Source organism: Pseudomonas sp. Marseille-Q5115, assembly GCF_916618905.1.
GTDB classification, from domain to species: domain Bacteria; phylum Pseudomonadota; class Gammaproteobacteria; order Pseudomonadales; family Pseudomonadaceae; genus Aquipseudomonas; species Aquipseudomonas japonica_A.
Map to the genome: position 1 here is coordinate 1,603,334 of NZ_CAKAKI010000001.1, position 23,538 is coordinate 1,626,871.

A 23,538-nucleotide genomic window follows, 5' to 3' on the forward strand; every position below is an offset into this window, starting at 1 on the left:
TGCCGGGTCATTTGGAAAATTGTTTGGCGAAGAGCGCGTTCCGCTGCTCATCGTCTGGCTGTTCGGGCACCACGTGGTTGAGGTCGATGCCCCGGGTTTCCGGGCCGATGCAGATCATCGCCAGGGACACCAGGTTGATCGCCGCGCACAGCGACACCAGCGGCCATGGGGAGTTACCGGACTGGCTCATCAGCCATACCGCGATCATCGGCATGGGGCCGCCTACCAGCAGGTTGGCACCGGTATAGGCGAGCGCCGAGCCGGAGTAGCGCACCTGGGTGGGGAATGCCTCGGCGAAGGCCACGGGCTGAATGCCGCTCTGGAATTGGGTAAAGCCCAGGAACAGCCCCATGATCGCCATGATTGCGCCCAGGTTGCGGGTATCGAGGATCGGGAAGTACACCATCAGGATCAGCAGGGTCATGCAGGAGCCAAAGGCCAATGCCTTCTTGCGGCCCCACCGGTCAGAGAGGTAACCGCCGGCCAACGCACCAACGATTGCACACACGTTGGCGACCATCAGCGACATGAACCCCGTGGACTGGCTCAAGCCAAGGTGCTTGGTGAGGTAGCTGAGGGAGAAGATCACGATCAGGTAGAACAGCGCCGCTGGCGAGCAGAAGAACAGCATCAGCCGCGTGATGGTTTTGCCGTGGCCGCTCAAGGCGGATTTCAACGGGCTGCGCACTTGTTTGACTGACGCACTTTTCAACGCAACGAAGGCCGGGGTTTCGTCCACCTTCAGGCGGATGAAAATAGCCACCACCACCAACACGAAGCTCATCAGGAACGGGATTCGCCAGCCGTAGCTGTCGAACTGTTCCGCGCTTAACGTCGCCGCGAGGGCCATCAGCACTGCGTTGGCCAGTATCTGGCTCAACGGCGAACATAAGCCCAGCAGGCCGGAATAGCGCCCGCGCCTGTCAGGGGCGGCATGCTCCAGGGCCATAAGCTGCGCGCCGGTCGACTCCCCCCCAAGCGCGAAGCCTTGGATGATGCGCAGCATCACCAGCAACACCGGGGCCCATACGCCCACTTGGTTGTAGGTAGGCAACAGCCCCATCAGTACCGAGGCCAGGCCCATCATGGTGACGGTGGCGAGCATCAGGTTGCGGCGGCCCAGCTTGTCGCCCAGGTAGCCGCAGGTGATCGCACCCAGTGGCCGCGCGGCAAGGCCTACGCCGAAGGTCGCCAGCGAGGCGAGCAGCCCGGCGGTGGGCTCCATCGCCGGGAAGAACAGCTTGGGCAAAACGGTGGCCGACACCGCGCCGTACAGGGTGAAATCGAACCATTCCAGCGCCGTGCCGATGGTCGCGGCGGTAACGGCCCGGCGCGGCATGTGCGAAGCGTGGGGAGAACCGGTGGTTGCGTTCATAAGAAGCCTGCCATTGTTTTTATGGTTATGGGCCCGCTCCTGGCGCCGAAGCATGCACAGGGGAAGACGTGACTGGACGGTACTCCAACGCACCCGCAAAATAACTGGCATTGGCCGAGCAAATCCATAAGGCCGCCTTATGAGTGCGCGCCATGGAACTCCGTCATCTGAAAGCCTTCGTGGTTGCTGCTGACCTCCAGCATTTCAGCCAGGCCGCTGAACACCTCGGTATCGCGCAGCCGGCGCTCAGCCAGTTGATCCGCACGCTTGAGAAAGAGCTCGGGCTGTCGCTGTTCCGGCGAGAAGGGCGGGGCGTAGCGCTCACGCCAGCAGGGCACGCCTTTCTCCCCCATGCACGGCAGTCGATCGAAGAGGGTGAGCGTGCGGTTGCGGCGGCACGGCGGGCGCGGCGTGGTGAAGTGGGTGAGATCAACATCGGTTTCCATTCGGCGCTGCTCGAGCCGAACCTGCCCCAGCTGCTGCGCTACTACTTCAGCGCGTTCCCACAGGTGACCGTGGCGTTGGTGGACGCCGGTATTCGCGGCCAGTTCGAGGGGCTGCTGGACCACACCATCGACCTGGCGTTTGCACGGGTGTTCAAGGACCACCTGCCCGAGCGCCTGCGCACGCACCCGTTCAGCCACGCCAGGCTGGTGCTGCTGATCCCGGATAACCACGAGCTGGCGCACAGCTTTTCCGGAGAGCTGGCGGCCCTCAGGCATGAACAATTCATTTTCCTGCAGGACCCGGCCGGCATCGGCCTTACTTCTCATACCTTGCAGGCGTGCCGGCAAAACCAGTTGCACCCAGGCAACATCCGCTACGTGCCCTCGCTGATGAGTATCCCGGGGCTGGTGGCGGCCGGTATCGGCGTCAGCATCGTGCCTGAGCCCGTGGCGCGGCTGACCATGCCCGGCGTGCACATCGTGCCGCTGGCGCAGCCGGAAATGGTCAGCGAGCTATCGCTCATCTCCCGTATCGATGAACGCTCCAGCGCGGTGCTGCACTTTATCGAAGAGGCCAATGCCTGGGGCCGAACCGCCTGAACGCCAGCGCGGCGCGGCCCAGCTGGGTCAACCGTGGCCAATTTCCTGCGCGGTACGGTCCACGGCCAGGCGGGTCTTGTTCACCAGCTCGTCGATGTCCGCATGGGTGGCGATCAGCGCGGGCGCAAGGATCATTCGGCCCAGTGTGGAGCGGATGATGATGCCTTCCTCGAAGCCAATGGTGCGGCAACGCCAGGCGATGTCATTTTCGTTGTCGAAGCGTTTGCGGGTGGCGCGGTGTTCAGCGAACTGCAGCGCTGCGACCATGCCAAGGCCCTGAATCTCGCCTATCAACGGGTGATGTTCGAACGCTTCCCGCAACCGCTGTTGCAGGTAAGGCCCGGTATCGCTTTTCACCCGTTCCACGATGCCTTCGTCCCGCAGGGCCTTCAGGTTGGCGATGGCCACGGCAGCGGCTACCGGGTGCCCTGAATACGTAAGGCCGTGGGCGAACACACCGCCTTTCTCCACCAGGGCCTCGGCCATGCGCCGCGACAGGATCAGCCCACCCATGGGGATGTAGCCTGAGGTCAGCCCCTTGGCGATGGACAGGGTATCGGGCTCGAAGCCGAACGCTTGGTGCGCGAACCACTCGCCGGTGCGGCCGAACCCGCCGATCACTTCGTCGGCGCACAGCAGCACATCGTATTGGCGGCAGATGCGCTGGATTTCCGGCCAGTAGGTGGCGGGTGGAATGATCATGCCGCCGGCGCCCTGGAAGGGTTCAGCCACGAACGCCGCCACGTTTTCGGCGCCCAGTTCGAGGATTTTTTCTTCCAGCTGGCGTGCGGCTTGCAAGCCAAATGCCTCCGGGGTGAGGTCACCGCCATGGGCATACCAGTACGGCTCGTCGATATGGGCCACGTCCGGGATCAGCCCGCCCATTTCGTGCATGAATTTCATGCCGCCCAGCGCCGTCGCTGCCAAGGTAGAGCCGTGGTAGCCATTCCAGCGGCCGATCATGATTTTCTTCTGGGGTTGCCCCATGACCTGCCAGTACCGCCGCACGGTACGGATCAGCACCTCGTTCGCTTCGGAGCCAGAGTTGGTGTAGATCGCATGGCTGTAGTGGCCGGGTAGCAGGCTGAACAGCAGCTCGGACAGCTCCACCACCGCGGGGTGGGTGGTGTGGAAGAACATGTTGTAGTAAGGCAGCTCGGCCAGCTGAGCGGTAGCGGCGGCGGCCAGGTCCTTGCGGCCATAGCCAAGGTTGGTGCACCACAGCCCCGACATGCCATCCAGGTAGCGCGTGCCGTCGTTGTCCCACAACGTGAGCCCGTCGCCTTTGACCATCACCCGGGGCTTGCTGGCGTTCAGCGCCTTTTGATCGACGAAGGCATGGATGTGGTGCGCGGCATCCAGCGCCTGGTAGTCCTCGGTGCTGCGTTTTACAGAAGGCTGGGCCACGGTCATGTCCTCTGGAAGAAGTGGGGAGCAATTCTTCGCATGCAAAAATATTTTTGTAAACAAAATATTTTTAATGGGAAAGCGTTTCCGGTAGCGTCTACTTCTCCAGCACTCGCGAATCGTGCCCATGAACGACCCGGAAACCCCTGGCCTGAGGGCCCGCCAGAAACAGCAGCGGCGCCAGCAGATTGCTGCCGCCGCGTTGGAGGCATTTGTCGCCAATGGTTTCGCCGCCACCACGCTTGATCAGATCGCCAGCCGTGCGGGTGTGTCCGCGCCCACGGTGGTGAACTACTTCGGCGGCAAGCAACAGATACTGCTGGCGCTGCTCAGCGAGCCAGACCAGCAAGCGATGCGTGAATTTCGCCATCGCTTGCCAGCGTACCGGCATCCGCTGGAAGCGCTGTGTGACCTTGAGCAACTGATGACTCGCAATCAGCTGGACGCTTTACCGGCCTCGCTCTGGCGAGAGCTGGCGCCTTACCTGTTCACGGGCGAAATGGCGGAAATATTCCAACCCTGGAACGCCGCTGTGGTGGAGCAGGCCCGTGCCGTGCTGGAGCATTTCAAGGCCGAGGGCCTGGTCAGCGACGCCACCGATGTGGACGTGGCCGCCACGGTGTTCAACCAGTACGCCAACGTGGCATTCATTCGGCTGGCCACCGAGGCCGAGCCCGACCGGGCCGGCCACGCGCGGCATATGCGCAGCGTGTTCGAGTTGCTGTGCATAGGAATGCTGCGCCACTAGGCTGGGCGGCCAAGGTTGGCGAAGTACGCCTGCGCCATTCGCAGGAACGGTCCCAGCGCCGGGTTATCGTTATCCTTGCGCGAGGCCATGTGCACTTCGGCGAACGCTTCGGCGCCCAGCAGCGGGCGGAACTCCAGCTGGCCAGGGTAGAGGTCCTGGGCTGCCGCGGGCACGATCGCCACGCCCAGCCCGGCGCGTACCAGGCCAAGGATCGAATGGGTTTGCCCCAGGTGATACAAGTAGCGCGGGGTGACACCGGCGGCTGCGAACAGGCCGGCGATGCAGTCATAGAAATAGCGGCCTTCATCAGGTGCGTACATCACGAAGGGGTGTTCGGCCAGGGCAGGTAACCCAATGCGCTCATGGGCCGCCAAAGGGTGCCCGCTGGGCAGCGTGACCAGTAGCGGTTCGCGGCAGATCAGCTGATAGTCCATTTCATCCTGCGCCGCCGCGCGCCGCACGAAGCCGATGTCGATCATTTGCGCCGCCAGCGCTTCGGCCTGGGCACCGGATACCATCTCCTGCAACTCCACTTCCACGTCGGGCAGCACGGTACGGGCGTGGCCAAGCATGCCCGGGATCAGCGCGTAACCGGAGACGGCCGTGAAGCCCAGCATCAACCGCCCGGCCTCGCCGTGGGCCAGGCGGCGCGCCGAGTTACCGGCCTGTTCGGAGTAGCTCAGCACATGGCGGGCGTCCCGCAGAAAGTGGCGGCCGGCGACGGTGAGCTTGACCTGGCGGTTGCTGCGCTCCAGCAACGTGACCCCGAGCGAACGCTCCAGCAACTGGATTTGCCGGCTGAGGGGCGGCTGGGTCATGAACAGCCGCTTGGCCGCGCGGCCGAAGTGAAGCTCTTCGGCCACGGTAACGAAACAACGAAGCTGATGCAGTTCCACGATTCAATTCTTGTATTGATCCATTCAGTATCTATGTTAGACGCGCATGGCTGGGTTTCCTACGCTGGGCTTGCAGGGCTACACCGATTCCAACAATAAACCTCCCTTGAAGGAGGCCGGAGACCGCCATGACCGCCAGAACCGCCTCAATGGCCGCACCCATTGCCCAGGCACGGGTCGGCCGCCGCCGCTTCGTGATCCTCGCGCTGATCTTCATCGTCACTGTGCTCAATTACGCCGACCGCGCCACCATGTCCATCGCCGGTACCGGTGTGGTGAAAGACCTGGGCCTGAACCCGATCATGCTTGGGATGATCTTCTCCGCCTTCGCCTGGGCCTACGCGCTGGGGCAGATTCCGGGCGGCTGGCTGCTGGACAAGTTCGGCGCGCGGCGGGTGTACGGGTGCAGCCTATTCCTATGGTCATTGTTCACCATGTTGCAAGGGACGGTGGGCTGGATCGGCCTGGTAGGTTCGATGGCGGCGCTGACGCTGTTCGGCATGCGCTTCATGCTCGGGCTGGTGGAATCTCCTGCGTTCCCGGCCAACAACCGCATCGTGTCGTGCTGGTTTCCTACCAGCGAGCGCGGTACCGCCTCGGCGCTGTTCAACTCCGCCCAATACATGGCGGTGGTAGTGTTCGCCCCGCTGATGGCCTGGCTCACCCACGCGTGGGGCTGGGAACACGTGTTCCTGTGGATGGGCGCCCTGGGGCTGGTGGCCACGGTGTTCTGGTTCGCCCTGTATCGCGAGCCCTTCAGCGATTCGCGCCTGAGCGAGGCTGAACTGAGCTACATGCGTGACGGCGGCGCCCTAGTGGACCTGGAAACCACCCGCCGCGAGCAAAAGCCCAAACTCAAGTGGCAAGAGGTGAAGCAGCTGTTCACCAGTCGCACCTTGTGGGCCGTCTACCTGGGCCAATACTGCATCACCGCGCTCACCTACTTCTTTATCACCTGGTTCCCGATCTACCTGATCAAGGGCCGCGGCATGACCATCATGGAAGCCGGCTGGGTGGCCGCGCTGCCGGCCATCTGCGGCTTCTCTGGCGGGGTGCTGGGCGGGGTGGTATCCGACTATCTGATCCGCAAGGGTGTGCACCCGTCCCGCGCACGCAAAACGCCGTTCGTGATAGGCATGGCGCTGGCTTCCAGCCTGGTCTCGGCCAACTTTGTGGACGCAAACTGGATGGTGATCGCCCTCATGGCGCTGGCGTTCTTCGGGAAAGGCCTGGCGGCTGTAGGCTGGGCCGTGCTGTCCGACACCGCGCCCAAAGGCATGGTGGGCCTGAGCGGGGGCGTGTTCAACGGCATCGGCAACATCGCCGGGATCGTTACCCCGGTGGTGATCGGCTTCTTCGTGGCCTCCACCGGTTCGTTCAACACTGCCCTCTGGTTTGTCGCGGCCCACGGCCTGATCGGCATCGCAGCGTATACCCTCTTGGCGGGGCGGTTCGAGCGGGTGGTGATTGGGGAATAGGCCTTACCTGGGAGTCGAATGATCCACTTTGTTCGCAGGCTTCGCATATTCCTACAGGGTTGGCGCGGGCTGGAGCAATACCCCTGTGGGACCTGGCGTAGCCAGGGAATGTGCGCTGGGGGAAGGTAGGAAGGCGAACCGAGCTCTCACACCGACGTTCCCCCCCTCTGCCGATGCAGCTACAGGCCGAACTCGGCCTCATACCACAGCGCATAGGGGCTGTTCTTCACCAAGTAACGATTCATGTCCGGGGCGCCGTCGTCCCACCACACCGGGCCGCGTTCGCCCAAAGCCACCTTGGCCGCATTCACCTGCTCGCGGGCTTGCTTCAGCGCGGCGGCATCCTCGGCGGCTTTGGCGGTTTTTACCGCCCGGCGCGCATTCATCAGTGCCTTCACATACTCGGCTCGGGTCGCTTCGGGCAATGCCGGGTTGCTGCACCGCCACAGGCGGCCCTTGACCACGAAGTAACGGCCGTCGGGCGTGGAAGGGTAGGTGGTCATCTTCGGGCCTCGTTATACCGGCAGGGCACCGTGGCTTTTGACCTCGCGCAGCACCACGGCCGAGCGGATGTCATTCACCCCGGGTAGCTTGAAGATCACTTCGTGCAAAAAGGCGTCGTAGCGGGCGATGTCGGGCGTGACCACCTTGAGCACGTAGTCCGCCTGGCCGGTGGTGCTGTAGCACTCCACGATAGCCGGGCACTCGCGCACGGCTTGCTCGAAGGCTTCCACCACGTTTTCCACGTGGCGCGCCAGGTTGATCTCCGCCAGCACGCAAGTGGCCAAGCCGACCTGGGCCCGGTCGATCACTGCGGTGTAACGCTGGATCGCCCCGCTCAGCTCCAGCGCCTTCAACCGCTTCCATGTAGGCGTAGTGGATAGCCCAATGCGGTTGGCCAGGTCTTGCACCGAGAGGCGGCCATCTTCCTGCAGCGCGGCAAGGATTTTCATGGAATGAGGATCTGGCTGATGTTTGTTATTCATATAGGGCTCAGCGAACAGGTTCATGCTCGAATCTGCCCTAAACGGCGAAAAATAAAAAGCCTATTCTCCGCAGCTGTCCCTAGCATGTGCTTACGCCTTTACCGCAAGGGACAATAACAAGATGACGGTATTACAGAGCGAAGCGCTGGCCACGCCCTTGGCTATTGCCGCCCCGGACTGGGCCCGTGTGGCGTACCTGTTGAAGGTGTCACGCGGGCTGGATGAGCTGGAAGAAAAAAACCTGGTGCCGCAGAAAAAGGTGCTCTACCAGTTTTCGGCGCGGGGCCATGACCTGGCGCAGATCCTCCTGGGCCTGCAACTCACCGATCCTCACGACGCCGCGTGTGGTTACTACCGCTCGCGGCCGCTGTTGCTGGCGCTGGGGGTGGAGCTTGCCGACGCGCTGGGCTCGTCCATGGCGCGGGCCGGGGGCTACTCGGACGGGCGCGACATCGGCGTGGTGTTCAACTACCCCAACCCCGGCGGCGTGGCGGCGCTGCCGATGTGCGGCGGGGTAGGCGCCCAGTACACGCCTACCGCTGGCTGGGCGCAGGCGCTGGAATACCGCACCAAAGTGCTCAGGCACCCCGGTTACGAACGTGCGATCAGCGTGGTGCTGGGCGGCGATGGCTCGGTGGCCACCAATGGCTTCTGGTCCGCGCTCACTATCGCTACCACCCAGCAGTTGCCGATGCTGTTTTACATCGAGGACAACGGCTTCGGGATTTCCGTCCCATCGAACTTTCAAACGCCTGGCGGCGACATTGCCCGCAACCTCGGTAGTTTTCAGGGCCTTCACGTGCTGTCAGGCGATGGCAGCCAGCCAGAGCAGAGTGCCCGATTGATCGCCGAGGCCGTAGCGCATGTGCGCTCCCGTCGCGGGCCATGCCTGCTGAGGCTGACGGTGCCCCGGCTGGAGGGCCACAGTTTCCAGGACACCCAAGCCTACAAGCCAGCGGCCACGATCAAGCGCGAATGGTCCCGCGACCCCTTGCCCCGGCTGCGCGAGCTGCTGATACCCAGCCATTTCAGCGCCACGGCCTGGGACCAGCTAGAAGAGCAGGCCGCCGAAGCCGTGCGCCAAGCGTGTGAGCAAGCCGAAGCCCGCCCTCTGAGCGACCCTGCCCGCGTCACCGATCATGTGTTTTTCGACGGGACCTTGCAGCAGCGCGGCGGCCAGTGGCCAGAGGGATACCAACCTCCGCCCACCAGCCTTACGCCCAGGCCCGAAGGGCAGCGCGTGAACATGGTGGCCGCGATCCGGCGCACGCTGGATCACGAGCTGACCGTGAACCCGCGGGTGGTGCTGTTCGGGGAAGACATCGGCCCCAAGGGCGGGGTGCATGCGGTAACCCTGGGCTTGCAGGAAAAGCACGGCGCGCAGCGTGTGTTCGATACCAGCCTGTCAGAGGAGGGCATCATCGGGCGTGCCGTGGGCATGGCGCTGGCGGGGCTGGTACCGGTGCCCGAGATACAATTTCGCAAGTACGCCGACCCCGCCGTGGAGCAGCTCAACGACTGCGGCACCTTGCGCTGGCGCACCCATAACCGTTTCGCCGCGCCCATGGTCGTGCGCATCGCCGGTGGCTTCTTCAAATGCGGCGACCCCTGGCACAGCCAGACCAACGAAGTGCAGTTCGTGCATTCCCCCGGCTGGAAGGTGGCCGTGCCCTCCAACGCCGAGGACGCAGTAGGGCTGCTGCGCACAGCGCTGCGCGGAAACGACCCGGTGATCTTTTTCGAGCACCGCGCCATGCTCGATGCGGCTTCGGCGCGCCGCTGCTACCCCGGCGACAACTTCACGCTGCCGTTCGGCAAGGCCCGTCAGGTGCTCAGCGGCGATGGCATTACCGTGGTGGCCTGGGGTGCGATGGTGGAACGCTGCGAAGCGGCCGCGCAAGGCCGGCCCGTGGACCTGCTGGACCTACGCACGCTGATGCCCTGGGACCGGGACGCGGTACTGGCCTCGGTGCGCAAGACCCACCGCTGCCTCATCGTGCATGAAGACCTGGGCACCGCAGGCTTCGGCGCCGAGGTGGCGGCGGTGGTGGCAGACGAGGCCTTCCTGGACCTCGACGCGCCGGTATCCCGGTTGACCATGCCCGACATCCCCAGCCCTCATCACCCCACGCTGCTCGAAGCGGTGCTGCCGTCGGTGGCGCGTATCCAGGCCAGGCTCGATGAACTGCTGGGGTTTTGAGATGAACGACATGACACTGGGCCATCAGAACATCCTTGCCCCCCTGCAGCAGGAAGGTACTCGCGCCGTGCTGCGCACTTGGCTCAAGGGCGCTGGCGCCGAGGTCAGCCAGGACGAGCCGGTTGCGGAACTGGAAACCGACAAGGTGGTGGTGGAAGTGTGCGCGCCATGCGCGGGGCATTTGCAGGTGGTGCTGGAGGAAGGCGCGGCCGCCGAACCCGGCGCCGTGCTAGGCAGGGTGAGCGTGAGGCCGCTGCAGGCAACGTTACCCCAGCCTGCCCAGGAACCGCTCGCCGACCCGGTCGAGACCCGGCTGTCACCTTCCGTGCGCCGTTTGCTGGCGGACAGCGGCCTGACCGCCGAGCAGCTCAAGGGCCGAGGCACCGGGCGCGGCGGGCGGTTGACCCGCGCCGATGTAGTCGCCGCCCTGGAACAACCCGTCGCGAAGCCGGTGCCCCTGTCCGTGGAAGGCCCCGGCCCTCGTGTGGCAGCGCGCATACCCCACAGCCCCATGCGCAGGGCCATCGCCGAGCACATGCAGCGCTCGGTGAGCACCGCTCCGCATGTGACAGCCATGGTGGAAGCCGATTTCAGCGCCATCATCGCCCACCGCAACGCGCACAAGGCACGGTTCGCCGAGCAGGGCTGCGCGCTCACCTTCACCGCCTATTTCCTCGCAGCTGCCGCCCAGGCCATGGCCGCCGCACCGGCCGTGAACAGCCGTTGGCACGATGATGAGCTGGAGCTGTTCGAAGACATAAACATCGGGGTGGGCACCGCGTTGGGTGATGAAGGCCTGGTGGTACCGGTGGTTCATCGGGTGCAGGAGCTTTCGCTCCCGGGCATCGCCCGGCGCTTGCAGGAGCAGACCGAGGCCGCGCGCGCCGGCCGCTTGCGGGCGGCCGACCTGCGGGGCGGCACCTTCACGTTGTCCAACCATGGGGTGGCCGGCACGCTGCTGGCCACGCCCATCATCATCAACCAGCCGCAATCGGCGATTTTGGGGATTGGCGCGCTGGAGAAGCGGGTGGTGGTCAAGGAGGTGGACGGCATCGACACCCTTCAAGTGCGGCCGCGCGCCTATGTCACCCTCACCATCGACCATCGCGTGCTGGATGGCAGCCAGGCCAACGCCTGGCTCAAGCGGTTTGTGCAGGTACTTGAACGCTGGCCGCTCGAAAGCTGATGCCGGGCGCGGTGGTGTACCCGGCGTTGCGCTAGGCTGTTGCTATCCAAAAATAACAACCAGCGCAGGGGCGGCCCATGGCCAACGTCGTTATCGGCATCGATCTGAGTACAACTACCTGCAAGGCCATCGCGTGGGACGCTGCGGGCAACCTGGTTGCCCAGGCCCGGGCACCGCTCACGCTGCAGCAACCCGTACCTGGCGCTTATGAGCAAAGCCCGCATGAATGGTGGGCGGCGGCCCAGTCGGCGCTTCAAGCCTTGATGGCGCAATTGAACGGGCACACTGTGGCGGCGCTGGCGGTGGTAAACCAGCGTGAAACCCTCGCAGTCACCGATGCCGAGGACCGCCTGCTGCGCCCGGCGCTGTTGTGGCTGGACGAGCGCCGCCAGCATCAAGTGGCCGGTGTGGCCGAGCGGGTAGGGCGTGAGCGCTTGCATGCGCTCACCGGCAAACCCTATGACTGGTCGCCGGCGATCTACAGCCTGGCGTGGATGGCCAGCGCCGAGCCGGAGCTGTTCGCTCAGGTTGCTCACGTGTATGACCCTCACGCCTGGCTGGTGCGCCAGCTCACTGGTGAATTCGCCACCAGTTGGGCCAGCGCCGACCCCTTCGGGGCCTTCGACATTGCCGGGCACCGCTGGGCGCAGGAAGTGCTCGATGCCCTCCCTGGCAAGGTGGCCGCGCAGGCGTTTGCCCAAGCCATGGCGCCGGGCAAGGTGCTGGGTGAAGTGAGTACGATTGCAGCGGCCGCCACTGGCGTGCCGGCCGGTACACCGGTGGTAGCGGGCGGTGGCGATGGCCAGGCGGGTGGCCTGGGGGTTGGCATGGTGCGGCCCGGTATTGCTTATCTCAACCTCGGTACCGCCGTGGTGTCAGGCATGTACTGCGAAACGCCAGCGGTTGACCCGGCGTTTCGAACGATGTGCGCGATCGACCGTCAGGGCTATGTGCTGGAAACCTCCTTGCGTGCAGGCACGTTGTTGGTAAACACCTTGGTGCGGCAATTCTTCGGGCTGGACCCGGCCAGTTGCCTGCCGATGCTGGAAGCCGAAGCTGCGAAGGCCCCTCCAGGCAGTGGTGGGTTGCTGTTGTTGCCTTACTGGAATGGGGTGATGAACCCGTGGTGGGATGCCCAGGCGCGGGGCTGCCTGCTGGGCCTGGGGCCGGAACATGGCCGTGGCGAGATTTACCGCGCACTACTCGAAGGCATCGCCCTGGAGCAGGCGGTGGCGACCCGGGCTGTGCTTCAGGCCACTGGCGGTACGGTGGAACAGTTCGTGGCCATTGGCGGGGGCGCGGCCAGCCGTGTGTGGTGTCAGATCGTGGCTGACATCTGCGACCGGCCCGTGGTGCGGGCCACCACCCAGGAAGCCTCCAGCCTCGGCGCCGGTATCGCCGCCGCCGTGGGCGCGGGCTGGTACGCCGAATTTGCCACCGCTGCTGCGGCCATGACCCAGGGCGGCGAAACCCTGCTGCCCAACGTTGCCGAGCGGGGCTTCCATGCCGAGCTGCTGGCGGTGTACAGCGACCTTTATCCCGCCCTGCGGCCGCTGTATCCACGGCTGGCTGGGCTCAGGAGGTAGCAATAGCGGCTACAGCAACTCCTGCGCCGCCGCTTCGTCGATCACCAGTTCATGCACGAAGCCGCGCTTGAGCACAGCGCGGATGATCTCAGCCTTGTACGGCCCGCCGGACACCAGCACCACGTGCTTGATCCGGCGCAGGTCTTCCAGTTCGATGGACACGGCGCGGCGGTTGAGGGGGTGGTCCACTTCCTCGCCGTCGGCGTTCAGCCAGCGGCCAAGCAGGTCGCCCACCGCACCCGCAGCTTTGAGGCTGTCGCCATCCTCGGGATTCACCAGCCCCAGCTCCAGCATCAACGAGCGCTCGGTGAGATCGCCCACGGTCAATAACGCCAGGTCGGCCTGCTTCGCCTTGCCCAGCACGGCCTGCACCGAGGCCTCAGCCAGGATCATGTCGCGGTAGTGCTCGGAAGGGGCGAACACCGGCGCCGCGAGGTAGTAGTACTCCCCGCCGAACAGCCCGGCCAGGCTGGAGGCGATCTCTACGGTATTGTTCGCCGAGCCGTAGTGAAGCCCCCCCAGCAACGAGAGCACGGTAACCCCTGGCAGTGCGCGGCCCTGCAGCTCGCGAACGGCTTCGCGCAGCGTACGGCCCCAGCCCACGGCAACGATGCTGCCTTCGCCTACATGATCCTGAACCCGCGGCGCGACGCCTACGCCCAGCACGCGGAAAATCATGCGAGGATCATCCGGCGTGGGCACCACCACTGCCCGTTGCAGGCCATAGCGATCCTGTAATTGGTGCTCCAGCGCCACGCAGCTGGCCAGGGGCGAGTTGATACGGATCTGCACCACGCCGTTTTCCCGGCTGGCGGCCAGGGCCTTGTTGACCCTTGCGCGGGTGATGCCGAAGCGGTCGGCGATCTGCTGCTGGGTCATATCGGTGACGTAGTAATACCAGGCGATGCGGATGTTCAGCTGGTCGTCGGCATTGACCGTGTCGGCGTCTGCAAAATCAGGTGGACGAATGTGCACGGTGTGTTCCCTTGGCCCGTAATGCGTGCGCGCTATTTCACCGCGCCCATGGTCAGCCCTTGTACCAGATGCCGCGAAACCATCAACGCGAAAATCACCACCGGGAACACGATCAGCGTGCCGGTCGCGGTGATCTCGCCCCACGGCAGGTCGTAGCCGCTCATGAAGCTGGTAGCGCTCACCGGCGCGGTGCGGGCGTTGTTGCGGGTAAGCACCAGGGCATACAACAGTTCGTTCCAGGAGAAAATGAACGAGAAGATCGCTGATACCGCCACGCCCGGCATGGCCAGGGGCAGCGCGATGCGCCAGAAGATCGCCCAGCGCGACGCGCCCGAAAGCCGTGCAGCTTCGTCCAGGTCCTTGGGCACGCCGCGAAACTGGTCGGTGCAGATCCACACCACGATGGGCAGGTTGAACGTCAGGTACACCAGGATCAGCACCAGATGGGTGTCGATCAAATTGAGGGTACGTGCCATCAGGTACACCGGCAGCGCCACCACAATCGGGCTAAGCATGCGGTTAGTGATGAACCAGAACCACAGATCCTGCTTGCCGCGGAATTCGAAGCGCGCCAGCGCATACGCCGCCGGGGTGCCCAACCCCACCGCCAGCGCCGTGGTGCTCAACGCCACAATCAAGGAGTTGCCCAAGCTGCTCAGCACGTCGCGCTGGAACAGCACCTGTGTGTAGTTATCCAGGCGCGGCGTGAACAGCCATACCGGCGGCGAGGCCAAGGCTTGGGCCTGGGTTTTCATGCTGGTGGCGACCATCCAATAGAACGGGAACACCGCGAACAGCACGATGGCCAGCAGCCCGACCAGGTGCCAGGCATGAATCCGGATGCGGGGGCGTGCCATGCTGTGCGCCGCGCCGGCGGGCGTAGCCAATGTGCTCATGTCAAACCTCCCGGTAAACGAATCGGATATACAGCCGCGCCAACACGATGGTGACGATTAACAGCAGAATCGCCTGGGCCGAGGCCACGCCCTGATCGAACACACGAAAGCCCACGCGCTGGATGTACACGCTCACCAGTTCAGTGGCCGCGCCCGGCCCGCCTCGGGTCATGGTGAACACGGTGTCGAACATCTTCAGCACGTCGGCGGTGCGCAGGATCAAGATCACCGTCACGCTAGGCAGCAAAAAGGGCAGTTGCACATAGCGCAGCACCTGCCAGCGGCTGCGGGTTTCCAGCCGCGCGGCTTCTTCCACTTCGGTGGGTACCATGGTCAGCCCCGCCAGCAGCACCAGCGCGCAGAAGGGCGTCCATTGCCAGATGTCCATCAGCGCCACGGCGAAGAAGGCATTGAGCGGGTCGCCCAGCCACTCCACCGGGCCGGCACCGGCCATGCCGAGCAGGGCATTGGCGACACCGAAGTCCCGGTTGAAGATCAGCCGGCCGATCAAGCCCGCCACGGCCGGCGCGGTGGCCAGTGGCACCACCAGGCTCATCCGCGCCAGCAACTTGAAGCCGCTCAAGCCAGGCTTGTGCAGCAACAGCGCGATGATCAGGCCCAGTGCCAGCTGAACGGGCAGCACGGTGAGCAGGAAGCTGAACGTGCGGCCCAACGCCGCCCAGAAGGACGGGTCTTGCAGCACGCTCAGGTAATTGTCCACGCCAATGAACGGCGTGGGGTCTTTCGGCCGGGCCAGGTTGTATTGGCGGAACGAGTTCACCAGCGCGAACACCGTGGGGAATATCCCGATCAGTGCCAGCGCCACCGTGGCCGGCGCCAGAAACGCCAGCGCCGCGCGAGTGTTGTTCCACAGGGCAGGGCCCAGTTCGCGTACAGGTTTGCCCGGCATGCCGGCGTTCCTCCGCAGGTGTGCGTAACTGCGGCGCCACAGCCGCAAAGCCATGGCGCCGGTTGAGGTCATTTACGCAGGGGCTTGTCGCCTTTGTAGTAACCAGCCTTGCCAAGGATGTCTTCCACGCGGGCGCCTATGGTCTTGGCACCATCACTTACGCTGGCCTTGCCCAACATCATGGCAGTGCCGTGCTCGCCGATCACTTCAGACACTTCCGGCCACTCGGGGAAGCGTGGCCGGTAGTCGGGCACGCCGCCTTCCCATGAGGTCACCATGGGCTGCACGAAGGGGTAGCGTTTTTGCACGTCAGCGTCTTTGTACACGCTGGTGCGCCCGCTCACGCCACCGGCTTCCAGGTAGGGCTTGGCCATGGCTTCGGAGGTCACCCACTGAATGAACAGCCAGGCCGCGGCTTTTTTCTCTTCCGAACTGTTGGCGTTCACGCCCAGGGAGAAACCGCCCAGTGCGGGCTTCAGCCCGGCGGGGCCTTTGGGCTCGGTAGCCACGGCCAGGCAGCTGGTGATCTTGGATTTGTTCGGGTCGGCCAAGGTGCTGTAGAACGCCGACCACTCGGTGATCATCGCCACCTTGCCCTGAGCCAGCGCGTTCACCGCCTCGTTGTGGTCATAATCGACGATGCCTGGCGGCATGAACTTCATCAGGTCCTGGCGGAACTGCAGGCCGGCCTGGGATTCCTTCGAATTGAGGTTGGATTTGAAGTTGGCGTCCAGCAGCGAGCCGCCAAACGGCCAGAGCATGCGCATGAAGCTGTCTGCCGACTGGGTTTCACCCCGCCGGGATTGCAGCGCGTAGGCGTACTGCCCCTTGCCGGCGTCGGTGAGCTTGGGCGCGTAGGTGTGCAGCAGTTCGTCCCAGGTGGCCGGTGGCTTGTCAAAGCCGGCGTCCTTGAGCAGGCACTTGTTGTAGAACAGCAGCCCGGAATAGTTATCGAAAGGCAGGCCGTACAGTTCATCGCCCCAGCCGCCGAAGGATTTGAGCAGGATCGGGAAAAAGCCGTCCAGCTTGAGCTCCGGGTCGGCCAGCGCCTTGTTGCCGGTGAACGTTTTGACCGGCTCCAGCCAGCCGTTGCCGGCGAATTCACCGATCCACACCACGTCGGTGAGCACCACGTCCAGTTCGTCGCCGGAGGTGAAGCTGAGCACCTCGCGTTCGCGGCTGTTTTCGTAAGGCACGGTTTCGTAGCTGACCTTGATGCCGGTGGCCTTTTCGAACTGTGGCAACAGCTTGATGGCGGCGGCGTAACCGGGGCGGTCGAGGAAAATCGCCTTGATGGTAGTGCCCATGTACGGCTTGGCGGCTTCTTCGAGCGTCCAGGCGTGGGCGCCGACGCTGCCCAGGGCAAGGCCGAGGGCCAGTGCCCGGCAAACAGGCTTGTTCATGTACGCAACCTCTCTTTTATTGTTGTGGGTGAACGTCACGTGGGGTGGGGGGCCCTAGCCCGGGTTAGGCAAAATGACCGTTTTCAATGCACCGTCGATGAACTCCGCCGGGTACTGGAAGGCATCGGCGGCGCGGCCCAGCTCGAAGCGGTGGGTGACCAGGCAATCCACATCAACCCGGCCATCGGCCACCAGGTTGATCGCGCGGTCGTACACATGGCCCATGCGCCGGGACATGCGCACGTCCAGCCCTTTGCGCCGCAATACCGACGCACTCAGTGACGTGTATTGGTCGCCGTCGGGAATGCCCACCAGCACCACCCGGCCTCCGATGCGCGCGGTGTCGGCGGCGATCTGGAAGCCTTCCGGCGAGTTGGTCGCCTCTAGCACCAGGTCAACACCGCGGCCGTCGGTCCATTCGGCGATGGCGCTGTGGTGCGCCGCTACCTTGGTGGCCCCCAGTTGCGCAGCCTTGTCGGTGCGATAGTCGATGGGGTCGATGGCGTAGATCGCGTCCTTGCAGCTCATGCGCGCCAGCTGCAACAGGCACAGCCCGATGGGCCCGCAGCCGATGATTGCGACCGTTTCCAGCACGCGTTTGGTCTTGGCCAGGTCCATGGCATGGATCGCCACGCCCAGTGGTTCGAGCATCGCCGCCTGCACACTGGTGAAGTTGGGCGGCACCGGGTAGATCTGGCTTGGCGAGACTACGATGTACTCTGTCATGGCGCCGTGCAGGTTGGGCGGCGAGCCCAGAAACTGTACGTGCGGGCACAGGTTGACATGCCCGCGGTGGCACCATTCGCAATGGCCGCAGGGCTTGGCGGGGTCCACGGCTACGAGTTGCCCGTCGGTAAGACCATGCTGTGGGTGGTCGCCTACCACGTAGCCGGCGAATTCGTGGCCGCAGATGAACGGCTGGGTGATACGGGCGTGGCCGATGGCGGCTTCCTTGTAGTAGTGCAGGTCGCTGCCACAAATGCCCACCGCGCTCACCTTGAGCAGTATTTCGCCCGGGCCCGGGACTGGCTGGGGCCGTTCGGCGATTCGAACGTCCCGCACCCCGTGGATGTAAGCTGCGCGCATGGCTGCTCCTTGACATTTGTATTTTTGGAATTACAAATGATCGTAGAGTGAATTACTTGCCTGTCAAGCCGCCGAGCGCGGCTTCGTTACACACCCGTAAAAACACGCGGGCACTGCCCATCCAGAACAAGAAACAGGGGTAACGACTGTGACCGAGCTCAGCCTGCATGGCGTGGAAAAAGCCTACGGCGACATCAAGGTGCTGCATGACATCGAGCTGAGCATTGCCAGCCGCGAGTTCGTGGTATTCGTGGGGCCATCCGGCTGTGGCAAGTCCACCCTGCTGCGCAGCATCGCGGGCCTTGAGAACATCACTGCGGGCAGCATTCACATCGGCACTCGCGACGTGACCGCGCTGGAACCTGCGGATCGCGGGGTGGCGATGGTGTTCCAGTCTTACGCGCTGTACCCGCACATGAGCGTGTACGACAACATCGCCTTCGGCCTGAAAATGCAGAAAGTGGACAAGGCCCGTATCGAGGAAAAAGTGCATAACGCCGCGCGCATCCTCCAGCTTGAGCCGCTGCTGCAGCGCAAGCCCAAGGCGCTCTCGGGCGGGCAACGGCAGCGGGTGGCCATCGGCAGGGCGATCGTGCATGAGCCTCAGGTGTTCCTGCTCGACGAGCCACTGTCCAACCTCGACGCTTCGCTGCGAGTGCAGATGCGCATCGAAATCGCCAAGCTGCATACCCAGCTGCAAGCCACCATGATCTACGTGACCCACGACCAGGTCGAAGCCATGACCCTGGCTGACAAGATCGTAGTGCTGAACAAGGGCGGCATCGAGCAGGTGGGCTCGCCGCTGGAGCTGTATCACCACCCGCGCAACCGGTTCGTGGCGGGGTTCATCGGTTCGCCCCAGATGCGATTTTTGCAGGTGCCGGTGCTGGCGGTCGGGCCCGAGGGCGTGCATGTGAGCTTGCCGGGAGGGGAACGGTTGTTGGTGCCGGTGCAGGCCGGCGGTGTGCAACCCGGGGCCAGCCTTACCCTGGGCCTGCGGCCGGAGCACTTGTACGCCAACGGCCAGGGCGATGCCCGCATCGCCGCCCAGGCAATTGTGGTAGAGCACCTGGGCGGGGAAACCTTTACCCACGCTGTCGCCGCTGACGGCCAGGAGTTCACGGTGAAGGGCGAGGGCCACCTGGCGGTCACCGCTGGACAGGCCTTGGCTATCGGCGTGACCGGCGGCCGCTGCCACTTGTTCACCGAGGACGGCGCGGCATTGCCGCATTTGCAGCATTACACCGCAGCGCAGGAGGAAGCCGGGCCGGCTGCGGCTGCCAGCTGAGCACGGGTTGTAGAAGCCGGTGGCGTAAACGGAACGGCCATCGTCGCAGCCAGCCCATGCTTGTCACAAGGCTCTGCTAGGGTGCTGAAATCTCCCGGGGAGCACACCGATGAAGCTGATTGCCGCTGCGATTTGCCTGGCCCTCGCAGGGCCTGCCCTTGCCGCCACCGAACTCAAGCACTGGCCACCCGAAGCGGCCAAACAGCTGGACGCCATGATCGCCGCCAACGCCAACAAGGGCAATTACGCGGTGTTCGACATGGACAACACCAGCTACCGCTATGACCTGGAAGAGTCGCTGCTGCCGTTCCTGGAAATGAAGGGCGTGCTCACCCGGGACAAGCTGGACCCTTCGCTCAAGCTGATGCCGTTCAAGGACACCGCCGACCACAAGGAAAGCCTGTTCAGTTACTACTATCGCCTGTGCGAAGTGGACGACATGGTCTGCTACCCCTGGGTGGCTCAGGTGTTTTCCGGTTTCACGCTCAAGGAATTGAAAGGGTATGTGGACGAGCTGATGGCCTATGGCAAGCCCATACCCGCCACCTACTTCGACGGCGACAAGGTCACCGCGATGGAAGTGCAGCCGCCCAAGGTGTTCACCGGGCAGACCGAGCTCTACAACAAGCTGATGGAAAACGGCATCGAGGTGTATGTGATGACCGCAGCCTCGGAAGAACTCGTGCGGATGGTCGCCGCAGACCCCAAATACGGCTACAACGTGAAGCCCCAGAACGTGATCGGCGTAACCACCCTGCTGAAAAACCGTGATACCGGCGAGCTCACCACGGCGCGCAAGCAGATCAGCGCCGGCACTTACAAGCCCGAGGCTAACCTTGGTCTGGAACTCACCCCCTACCTCTGGACGCCCGCCACCTGGATGGCCGGCAAGCAGGCGGCGATCCTCACTTACATTGACCAATGGAAAAAACCCGTGCTGGTGGCCGGCGACACCCCCACCAGCGACGGCTACATGCTGTTCCACAGCGTGGATGTGAGCAAAGGCGGCATCCACCTGTGGATCAACCGCAAGGCCAAGTACATGGACCAGCTCAACGGCATGATCAAGCACAACGCCGAGGCTCAAAAGGCCCAGGGCCTGCCGGTGACGGCGGACAAGAACTGGGTGGTGGTCAAGCCGGAGGAGGTTCAGTAAGGAGGGTTATGAGGCCCCGCCAGCCACCCGATTCAAGCTACGCCCTGCTAGTTTGCCAGGTGGCGGCCCGTGACGTCTGCTTGTTAAATAGCCACTCACCCTTCGATCGATAGCTGCCATGGCCAAGCACCTGTATAACGCCCACTCATTGATTGCTGCGGACTGCCTCACTTCGGTGGTGAGTACGCGTAACCCAGGCGGTAAAGCGCGTATGGCCTATACGTCTTTTGGGCATTCGACGGCTACAGAGAAAGCCCATATGGCATTCACTGGCCAGCGGCGGGAGTGCCAGGAAGCTTATATGTTGGGGAATGGCCGACGGATGTACTGTCCGATACTAATGCGTTTCACCCAGCCCGACCGTTACAGTCCATTCGAAAAAGGGGGGTTGAATGCCTATGCCTACTGCATGGGCCAGCCAGTCAGTCAGAGCGATCCCACGGGTAACTCGCCTCTGCTACACCTCTTTCGGTTGGGTATTCTCCAGACCACCCTATTCGGTGGTTTGACAATAGCTACTGCCGTTGCGGCCGACTCCGAGCCGGTTACCACGGCGTTAGGCATAACCACGGCTGTGTTCGCTCTGGGAACCTTTGCTGTTGGCGCTCGGCTCGCGAGGAGCAGTCGGCGACGCATCAGTACAGTTGCGGCCACGGAGCGGGAGCTATCATCTATGGAAGCTGTTTCTGAGATGTCCCAGGTTGACGCGGCTCGGGCTCGAGCTTCGCTCTTGGCGTGGCTCGACAGTATTAACGAACGTCTCCAGGCCTCCAGATCTGCCCGATCTTCTAATAGCCTACGAGCCCCGGTGCCGGGCCCCTCGCGGCGATTATCTATTGAGCAGCAACGACCACCCTCACCTGTGATCAATTATCAACATTGGCGGGGCCCGAGGCGTTCCTCGACCAACTCGGGGATATTCGAAAGCACTGTGTAACAGGCGCTGCCGCCTGCCGGGTCTATATGCCTTTTCGGTGAATCTGCTATCAATTTGCAACGGCATCAAGCGTAACGCTTGCAAAAGACCGAACATGCTGAGCGTTCGAACGCTGGTGAAACACGGTGTTTACGAGAATACCCAGCATAAGCATCCTCAAGTGCACGCTCCTGAAAAATAGCGACCCGCTCGCCAATTAGATCAATACTGATATTGGGTGACATCCATGATCCTGCAGCCAACTCGCTATAGTGCCTTAACCGTTGTAGATCCGCTGGGTTCGGTTTTGGGGTCGCTTGAGCAAAGCAGCAGTATATTTACAGCCTATATGCCTTTTGGCCACTCCCGGAATAACTCGCCCGCTTGCATGGCGTTTACAGGGCAGTGGCGTGAGAAACAGGGGAGTTATCTACTTGGGAATGGTCGGCGCTCATTTTTACCAACGCTTATGCGCTTCAGTCAACCGGACCACCACAGCCCCTTTGGTAAAGGGGGAATTAACGCATATGGATACTGCGAGGGCCAACCGGTCACCAAGAGCGATCCTACAGGTTGCAGTTCCAGAACCAAGGCCATGCTAAGGTTTTCCTTATTAGGTGCCAGCCTCTTCGGCTTTTTTACCGCTGTTACGTTAACGGCTGATAAGAAGCAGCCGGTAGTCCCAGCGTTGGCCGGGCTTTTCACAATGACTGCTATTGCTTCCGGAATTGGCTGGAAATGGCGAAGGATCCTGCAAGCACAACCGGGTATACGCAAGGCGGTGGACGCTTCGGCCAATATCGCCACCACAGCGCGCACCAATGCTCGCAATGGAATTTCAAGGTTGAATCAATTTCCCGCAGAATTTTACGAAAGACGCGGAGGCGTTGTGGATTTTTTATACCACTACAACCCTTTCAACGGGCCCTATTTTCCACGAAAAGGGAGGATCACAGGCCTCGAAATGCCGGTTCATGCTCCTGAGCTCGATATTTTCGAAGGTTACTATCGAGCTGGGCCTGCTGGCGGGGCATATGTAGACCTTGATCAATTCATGCACGATTACCGCGCCATAAGGTAGTGCTTCAACCATGAATGGGGGGCTGCGGATAGGTTCAAAACGCCGAAGTTCAAAAGGCTTAAGGCCTGTCAGTAACGGCCAATGAGAACTGTGTGATAGTGAAGCCGAAGGAGGTTCAGCAGACGCCGTAAAGAAGCGTTATCGACGTGGCCTGATAGTTTGTCAGGTAGCACCGGGCGATTTATTAGGATCAGATGGTGCGACACGTCATACCGGGTATTCGAAATGTCTGGGTTTGTTAACAACGCCGCTGTATTGCTCTCTACAGATTTGCTCGCTTCGGTGTCGGGTACGTTTGGTCGCAAGCAGAAAGCACGATGGGCCTATACCCCTTTTGGGCAGGGTTTCAACCCTGTGCGGTGCGCTGTTGCGTTCACCGGGCAGCGGCAGGAAAGCCACGGTGCTTACTTGCTGGGGAATGGCCGACGGTTGTTCTCGCCGCCTCTCATGCGCTTTACATCCGCGGATAACAAAAGCCCTTTTGGCGAGGGCGGAATAAACAGCTACTGCTATTGCGCCGGGCAGCCCGTGAGCCATAGTGACCCATCAGGTGAAGCCGCACTGGCGGCGGTCCTTATGGTTTCCGCATTAGGGACCGCGGGTTTCGGGTTTGCAACGATTGCCTTGATGTCGCGCAAGCCCAAACTGGCGGTCTTGCTTGGGTCGGCTGCAGCGGTTTCTCTTGTGGTTTCAATAGGTAGCTGGGCTGCTCTGGTCAGGCGCTCACGCATTCGGTTGCACCGCAGGGGAACTTCCATAGCAAGCGACGGCATTTCCATGCATAGCCTGCAGCGGGACGATCCCCCTCCCACCTATCAAGAGGCGGTGTTTAATCGACAGTTTGACCCGCCAAGCTACGAAGCCGCCACGTCACGGCGGGCCATCATCTAGCTGAAGGCCTCCCAGTACTTTTTTTGAA

The 23,538-nt window shown here is 62.9% G+C and carries 21 protein-coding genes; 11 read left to right on the top strand and 10 right to left on the bottom strand.

Going from position 1 to position 23,538, the window contains the following annotated elements:
• Positions 1–7 precede the first annotated feature (7 nt).
• Positions 8–1,375 carry an MFS transporter gene (locus tag LG385_RS07635; RefSeq protein WP_225773754.1) on the bottom strand — a complete coding sequence of 456 codons (1,368 nt, stop codon included), beginning with the start codon at positions 1,373–1,375 and terminating at the stop codon, positions 8–10.
• Between the two features lie 152 nt (positions 1,376–1,527).
• Here LG385_RS07635 and LG385_RS07640 point away from each other — a divergent pair, with 152 nt between their 5' ends.
• Positions 1,528–2,421, top strand: coding sequence for a LysR family transcriptional regulator (locus LG385_RS07640; protein ID WP_225773755.1), 894 nt, complete (start codon positions 1,528–1,530; stop codon positions 2,419–2,421).
• 27 nt (positions 2,422–2,448) lie between these two features.
• Here LG385_RS07640 and LG385_RS07645 read toward each other — a convergent pair whose 3' ends face one another.
• Positions 2,449–3,828 (bottom strand): aspartate aminotransferase family protein, encoded by a 1,380-nt coding sequence (locus tag LG385_RS07645; protein WP_413247308.1) that lies wholly within the window; start codon positions 3,826–3,828, stop codon positions 2,449–2,451.
• A gap of 127 nt (positions 3,829–3,955) precedes the next feature.
• On the opposite strand from LG385_RS07645, the gene LG385_RS07650 reads away from it, so the two are divergent.
• Positions 3,956–4,576 carry a TetR/AcrR family transcriptional regulator gene (locus LG385_RS07650; protein ID WP_225773757.1) on the top strand — a complete coding sequence of 207 codons (621 nt, stop codon included), beginning with the start codon at positions 3,956–3,958 and terminating at the stop codon, positions 4,574–4,576.
• Here the strand turns inward: LG385_RS07650 and LG385_RS07655 are convergent.
• A complete protein-coding gene (locus tag LG385_RS07655; RefSeq protein WP_225773758.1) occupies positions 4,573–5,472 on the bottom strand; it encodes a LysR family transcriptional regulator in 900 nt (299 codons plus the stop codon). The two genes, LG385_RS07650 and LG385_RS07655, sit on opposite strands and share 4 nt — an antisense overlap.
• A gap of 128 nt (positions 5,473–5,600) precedes the next feature.
• On the opposite strand from LG385_RS07655, the gene LG385_RS07660 reads away from it, so the two are divergent.
• Positions 5,601–6,950: an MFS transporter gene (locus LG385_RS07660; protein ID WP_225773759.1), complete on the top strand. Its 1,350-nt coding sequence runs from the start codon at positions 5,601–5,603 to the stop codon at positions 6,948–6,950.
• Between the two features lie 179 nt (positions 6,951–7,129).
• Here LG385_RS07660 and LG385_RS07665 read toward each other — a convergent pair whose 3' ends face one another.
• On the bottom strand, positions 7,130–7,453 hold the full coding sequence (locus LG385_RS07665; protein WP_225773760.1) for a hypothetical protein: 324 nt from the start codon (positions 7,451–7,453) through the stop codon (positions 7,130–7,132).
• A 12-nt stretch (positions 7,454–7,465) separates the two neighbouring features.
• The gene (locus LG385_RS07670; RefSeq protein WP_181116511.1) at positions 7,466–7,936 is read right to left on the bottom strand and encodes an Lrp/AsnC family transcriptional regulator; all 471 of its coding nucleotides are present in this window, start codon (positions 7,934–7,936) and stop codon (positions 7,466–7,468) included.
• A gap of 121 nt (positions 7,937–8,057) precedes the next feature.
• Here LG385_RS07670 and LG385_RS07675 point away from each other — a divergent pair, with 121 nt between their 5' ends.
• The 3 genes from LG385_RS07675 to LG385_RS07685 all read left to right on the top strand — a co-directional run bounded on the left by LG385_RS07675 (position 8,058) and on the right by LG385_RS07685 (position 12,908).
• Entirely contained in the window at positions 8,058–10,136 is a 2,079-nt protein-coding gene (locus LG385_RS07675) for a transketolase C-terminal domain-containing protein (RefSeq protein WP_225773761.1), read from the top strand.
• Between the two features lies 1 nt (position 10,137).
• Complete coding sequence (locus LG385_RS07680; RefSeq protein WP_225773762.1) at positions 10,138–11,322, top strand: 2-oxo acid dehydrogenase subunit E2; 1,185 nt, start codon at positions 10,138–10,140, stop codon at positions 11,320–11,322.
• A gap of 77 nt (positions 11,323–11,399) precedes the next feature.
• Positions 11,400–12,908, top strand: a complete 1,509-nt coding sequence (locus tag LG385_RS07685) for a xylulokinase (protein ID WP_225773763.1) — start codon at positions 11,400–11,402, stop codon at positions 12,906–12,908.
• 9 nt (positions 12,909–12,917) lie between these two features.
• Here the strand turns inward: LG385_RS07685 and LG385_RS07690 are convergent, their stop codons facing one another.
• From LG385_RS07690 to LG385_RS07710, 5 genes are all read right to left on the bottom strand, one after another.
• A complete protein-coding gene (locus LG385_RS07690) occupies positions 12,918–13,883 on the bottom strand; it encodes a sugar-binding transcriptional regulator (protein WP_181116503.1) in 966 nt (321 codons plus the stop codon).
• 32 nt (positions 13,884–13,915) lie between these two features.
• Positions 13,916–14,779, bottom strand: a complete 864-nt coding sequence (locus LG385_RS07695) for a carbohydrate ABC transporter permease (protein ID WP_225773764.1) — start codon at positions 14,777–14,779, stop codon at positions 13,916–13,918.
• Position 14,780: 1 nt separating this feature from the next.
• Positions 14,781–15,689, bottom strand: a complete 909-nt coding sequence (locus LG385_RS07700) for a carbohydrate ABC transporter permease (protein WP_225773765.1) — start codon at positions 15,687–15,689, stop codon at positions 14,781–14,783.
• Positions 15,690–15,757: 68 nt separating this feature from the next.
• On the bottom strand, positions 15,758–17,092 hold the full coding sequence (locus tag LG385_RS07705) for an ABC transporter substrate-binding protein (protein ID WP_225773766.1): 1,335 nt from the start codon (positions 17,090–17,092) through the stop codon (positions 15,758–15,760).
• 54 nt (positions 17,093–17,146) lie between these two features.
• Positions 17,147–18,178, bottom strand: coding sequence for a zinc-dependent alcohol dehydrogenase (locus LG385_RS07710; protein WP_225773767.1), 1,032 nt, complete (start codon positions 18,176–18,178; stop codon positions 17,147–17,149).
• Between the two features lie 148 nt (positions 18,179–18,326).
• On the opposite strand from LG385_RS07710, the gene LG385_RS07715 reads away from it, so the two are divergent.
• The 5 genes from LG385_RS07715 (at position 18,327) to LG385_RS07735 (ending at position 23,510) form a co-directional block, all read left to right on the top strand.
• Positions 18,327–19,466, top strand: a complete 1,140-nt coding sequence (locus tag LG385_RS07715) for a sn-glycerol-3-phosphate ABC transporter ATP-binding protein UgpC (RefSeq protein ID WP_225773769.1) — start codon at positions 18,327–18,329, stop codon at positions 19,464–19,466.
• 109 nt (positions 19,467–19,575) lie between these two features.
• Complete coding sequence (locus tag LG385_RS07720; protein ID WP_225773771.1) at positions 19,576–20,622, top strand: haloacid dehalogenase-like hydrolase; 1,047 nt, start codon at positions 19,576–19,578, stop codon at positions 20,620–20,622.
• Between the two features lie 211 nt (positions 20,623–20,833).
• Positions 20,834–21,559 carry an RHS repeat-associated core domain-containing protein gene (locus LG385_RS25655; RefSeq protein WP_225776195.1) on the top strand — a complete coding sequence of 242 codons (726 nt, stop codon included), beginning with the start codon at positions 20,834–20,836 and terminating at the stop codon, positions 21,557–21,559.
• Between the two features lie 226 nt (positions 21,560–21,785).
• Positions 21,786–22,619, top strand: coding sequence for an RHS repeat-associated core domain-containing protein (locus tag LG385_RS07730; RefSeq protein WP_225773772.1), 834 nt, complete (start codon positions 21,786–21,788; stop codon positions 22,617–22,619).
• Positions 22,620–22,844: 225 nt separating this feature from the next.
• A complete protein-coding gene (locus tag LG385_RS07735) occupies positions 22,845–23,510 on the top strand; it encodes an RHS repeat-associated core domain-containing protein (RefSeq protein ID WP_225773773.1) in 666 nt (221 codons plus the stop codon).
• Positions 23,511–23,538 lie beyond the last annotated feature (28 nt).

Excerpts from the sequence above, each read along its gene's own strand:
- LG385_RS07700 (WP_225773765.1), bottom strand. The coding sequence starts at position 15,689 with ATGCCGGGCAAACCTGTACGCGAACTGGGCCCTGCCCTGTGGAACAAC.
- LG385_RS25655 (WP_225776195.1), top strand. The coding sequence starts at position 20,834 with ATGGCCTATACGTCTTTTGGGCATTCGACGGCTACAGAGAAAGCCCAT.
- LG385_RS07705 (WP_225773766.1), bottom strand. The coding sequence starts at position 17,092 with ATGAACAAGCCTGTTTGCCGGGCACTGGCCCTCGGCCTTGCCCTGGGC.
- LG385_RS07720 (WP_225773771.1), top strand. The coding sequence starts at position 19,576 with ATGAAGCTGATTGCCGCTGCGATTTGCCTGGCCCTCGCAGGGCCTGCC.
- LG385_RS07670 (WP_181116511.1), bottom strand. The coding sequence starts at position 7,936 with ATGAATAACAAACATCAGCCAGATCCTCATTCCATGAAAATCCTTGCC.
- LG385_RS07640 (WP_225773755.1), top strand. The coding sequence starts at position 1,528 with ATGGAACTCCGTCATCTGAAAGCCTTCGTGGTTGCTGCTGACCTCCAG.
- LG385_RS07660 (WP_225773759.1), top strand. The coding sequence starts at position 5,601 with ATGACCGCCAGAACCGCCTCAATGGCCGCACCCATTGCCCAGGCACGG.
- LG385_RS07680 (WP_225773762.1), top strand. The coding sequence starts at position 10,138 with ATGAACGACATGACACTGGGCCATCAGAACATCCTTGCCCCCCTGCAG.
- LG385_RS07710 (WP_225773767.1), bottom strand. The coding sequence starts at position 18,178 with ATGCGCGCAGCTTACATCCACGGGGTGCGGGACGTTCGAATCGCCGAA.
- LG385_RS07635 (WP_225773754.1), bottom strand. The coding sequence starts at position 1,375 with ATGAACGCAACCACCGGTTCTCCCCACGCTTCGCACATGCCGCGCCGG.
- LG385_RS07685 (WP_225773763.1), top strand. The coding sequence starts at position 11,400 with ATGGCCAACGTCGTTATCGGCATCGATCTGAGTACAACTACCTGCAAG.
- LG385_RS07730 (WP_225773772.1), top strand. The coding sequence starts at position 21,786 with ATGATCCTGCAGCCAACTCGCTATAGTGCCTTAACCGTTGTAGATCCG.
- LG385_RS07650 (WP_225773757.1), top strand. The coding sequence starts at position 3,956 with ATGAACGACCCGGAAACCCCTGGCCTGAGGGCCCGCCAGAAACAGCAG.
- LG385_RS07695 (WP_225773764.1), bottom strand. The coding sequence starts at position 14,779 with ATGAGCACATTGGCTACGCCCGCCGGCGCGGCGCACAGCATGGCACGC.
- LG385_RS07665 (WP_225773760.1), bottom strand. The coding sequence starts at position 7,453 with ATGACCACCTACCCTTCCACGCCCGACGGCCGTTACTTCGTGGTCAAG.
- LG385_RS07735 (WP_225773773.1), top strand. The coding sequence starts at position 22,845 with ATGTCTGGGTTTGTTAACAACGCCGCTGTATTGCTCTCTACAGATTTG.
- LG385_RS07675 (WP_225773761.1), top strand. The coding sequence starts at position 8,058 with ATGACGGTATTACAGAGCGAAGCGCTGGCCACGCCCTTGGCTATTGCC.